3 protein-coding genes are annotated in these 2,363 nt (G+C 29.5%); 2 read left to right on the top strand and 1 reads right to left on the bottom strand.

Annotated features, from left to right (window positions below):
• Positions 1–161, top strand: a 161-nt coding sequence (gene yaaA / locus ACMOUI_RS04565; RefSeq protein ID WP_418964553.1) for a peroxide stress protein YaaA, incomplete at its 5' end; no start/stop codon positions are given.
• Positions 162–166: 5 nt separating this feature from the next.
• On the opposite strand, the gene ACMOUI_RS04560 is transcribed toward yaaA, so the two are convergent.
• A complete protein-coding gene (locus ACMOUI_RS04560) occupies positions 167–1,657 on the bottom strand; it encodes a phytoene desaturase family protein (RefSeq protein WP_418964552.1) in 1,491 nt (496 codons plus the stop codon).
• A 138-nt stretch (positions 1,658–1,795) separates the two neighbouring features.
• On the opposite strand from ACMOUI_RS04560, the gene ACMOUI_RS04555 reads away from it, so the two are divergent.
• Positions 1,796–2,363, top strand: a 568-nt coding sequence (locus ACMOUI_RS04555) for a DeoR/GlpR family DNA-binding transcription regulator (RefSeq protein WP_418964551.1), incomplete at its 3' end; no start/stop codon positions are given.

Below are 2,363 nucleotides of genomic sequence, written 5' to 3'. Positions count from 1 at the left end.
GTACAGAAGCTAAAAAAGCTAGAGGTGCTCTTTTAAATTATATTATAAAAAACGGAATTAAAAACCCTGAGGAGATTAAAAATTTTAATCTTTTAGATTATAACTTTTCTGAAGAGTTATCCTCTGAAAAAAATATGGTTTTTATAAAAAAAATAGGTTAGATTTTCTAACCTATTTTTTCAATTAAATCTGCTACTATTTTAGCTGAACAATAGATGGTAGGAAGCCCACTTCCTGGATGAGTTCCCCCTCCAACTATAAATAGATTTTTATATCCCTCTAGCTTATTGTGAGGTCTAAACCATAACATCTGCATAACAGTATGAGATAGATTAAAAACAGAACCTCTATATACATCGTATTCCATTTCCCAATCTTTTGGTGTTATGACTCTTAACTCTTCAATATGGTCTCTAATCCCTTTAAATTCACCTATTTTTTCCAATTTATCTAAAAGAAGTTGTACAAAATCATCTTTTTCAAGTTCCCAATCTATTTTAGAACTATTATTAGCTACAGGTACTAAAACATAGATGGAGGATTTACCCTCTGGAGCTAAGGTATGATCAATAACAGATGGGTTTTGTACATAGAATGAAAAATCTCCTCCTATATCTTTGTTTTCAGATATATTTTTCACATTTTTTTTATAGTCCTTTGCAAAGATAATATTATGGTGAGGTATATTCTTATATATCTTATCCACACCTAAATATAGCATAAATGTTGAGCAAGAGTATCTTTTTCTTTCTAAATTTTCATTGGAATATTTTTTTCTTAATTTTTCAGGTATAAGGTTTTTCATAGCTGTTGAAAAATCAGCATTAATTATTATATGGTCAGCTTCCACTGCATCTCCATTTTCTAGAATTATGCTTTGAGCCACACTATCTTTGAATATAATCTCTTTAACAGGTGTGTCAAAAATTATCTTTCCACCTCTTTTTTCAATAAGCTCTCCCATTGATTTTGAAAGTTTATTTAGTCCACCCTCTACATGAAAAACTCCATATCTATGTTCTAAATAGGAGATAATAGAGAATGTACCTGGAGCTACCCAAGGGGACATTCCAATATATTTAGCTTGAAAAGTGAATGCCAATTTTAACTCCTCCTCTTTATAATAACCTCCTAAAACATCATATATGGATTTATGTGCATCTAAATATGGTAACGCTTTTAAAAAATTGGGTTTTAAATAATCAATTAAAGATAGATATGGTACCTTTAAGCAGGGTTCCAGTTTAGAAAATTTTCTCTCTTCACTTTTAATGTACCTGTCATAGGCTCTAGAACTGTATGGAAAAATTTTTTCCATCTCTCCATACATAAGAAATTTTTTGCTGTGTGAGTATGGATTAAAGTCATCAATTCCATAGAATTTTAACCTATACATTGGATTTATCTCCATTAGATTGATATGTTCATCAAGTCTTTCCCCAGCTTCTATAAATATGTCTTCCAATAGTTTTGGCATTAAAAAAAAAGTTGGACCTAAATCAAAGGTATAGTTGCCTAAATTGAAAGATGAATTTCGTCCACCTACATATGGTTTTTTTTCATATATTGTAACATTGTGTCCTTTACTAGATAAAAGTAATCCTGCTGCTAATCCTCCAGGACCAGCCCCTATAATTATAATTTTTTTCTTTCTCATCCTTCACCTCCCATCTATAGACTAATAAACTATGTATATTACATGTATACTATATAAAGTTAACTTTCTTTTTTAAAAATAATTTTTTTATGATATAATTTTTTAGATATTTAACTGTTTATAGGAGGCTTTATAGTTATGTTTGTAGAGGAGAGAAAACAAAAGATTTTAAATATATTAAAACAAAAAGAGAAAGTTTCTGTCAATGAATTAAGCGATCTTTTTTCTGTTAGTAAAGTTATTATTAGAAAGGACCTATGCCAGATGGAGAGTGAAAACCTTTTAACTAGAACGCATGGAGGAGCTATTTTAAAAAGAAAAATTGTTGATAAAATTATTTTAAAAGATATTGCTAAAGAGGAGCTAGAGGAGAAAACTGATTTAGCTGAAAAAGTGGTCTCTTTAATTCAAGATGGAGATATCATATTTTTAGATGATTCAACTGTTACAATTATTGTTGCGGCTCTTCTTCAAAAAAGAAAGATAAAAATCTCTGTAATCACTAATATGCTTGAAATTCAAAAAATTTTATCTGAAAATAAAGGTATTGAAATTATATGCTTAGGTGGGATTTACGATTCAAGAACTGACTCCTTTGTGGGAGAGATGGCTAGAGAAAACCTAGAACTATTTAATCCAAATAAAGTTTTTATAGGAATTGGTGGAATAAATGTGGATAAAATGCAATTGAGCACCTGTACTATTG

Origin of the sequence: Cetobacterium sp. (assembly GCF_048470075.1) — a bacterium.
GTDB lineage: Bacteria > Fusobacteriota > Fusobacteriia > Fusobacteriales > Fusobacteriaceae > Cetobacterium_A.
Note: the sequence above shows the minus strand (reverse complement) of the source record. Positions and strands in the feature narration are given on the sequence as shown.

Coding starts and splice junctions, on each gene's coding strand:
- ACMOUI_RS04560 (WP_418964552.1), bottom strand. CDS start 1,657: ATGAGAAAGAAAAAAATTATAATTATAGGGGCTGGTCCTGGAGGATTA.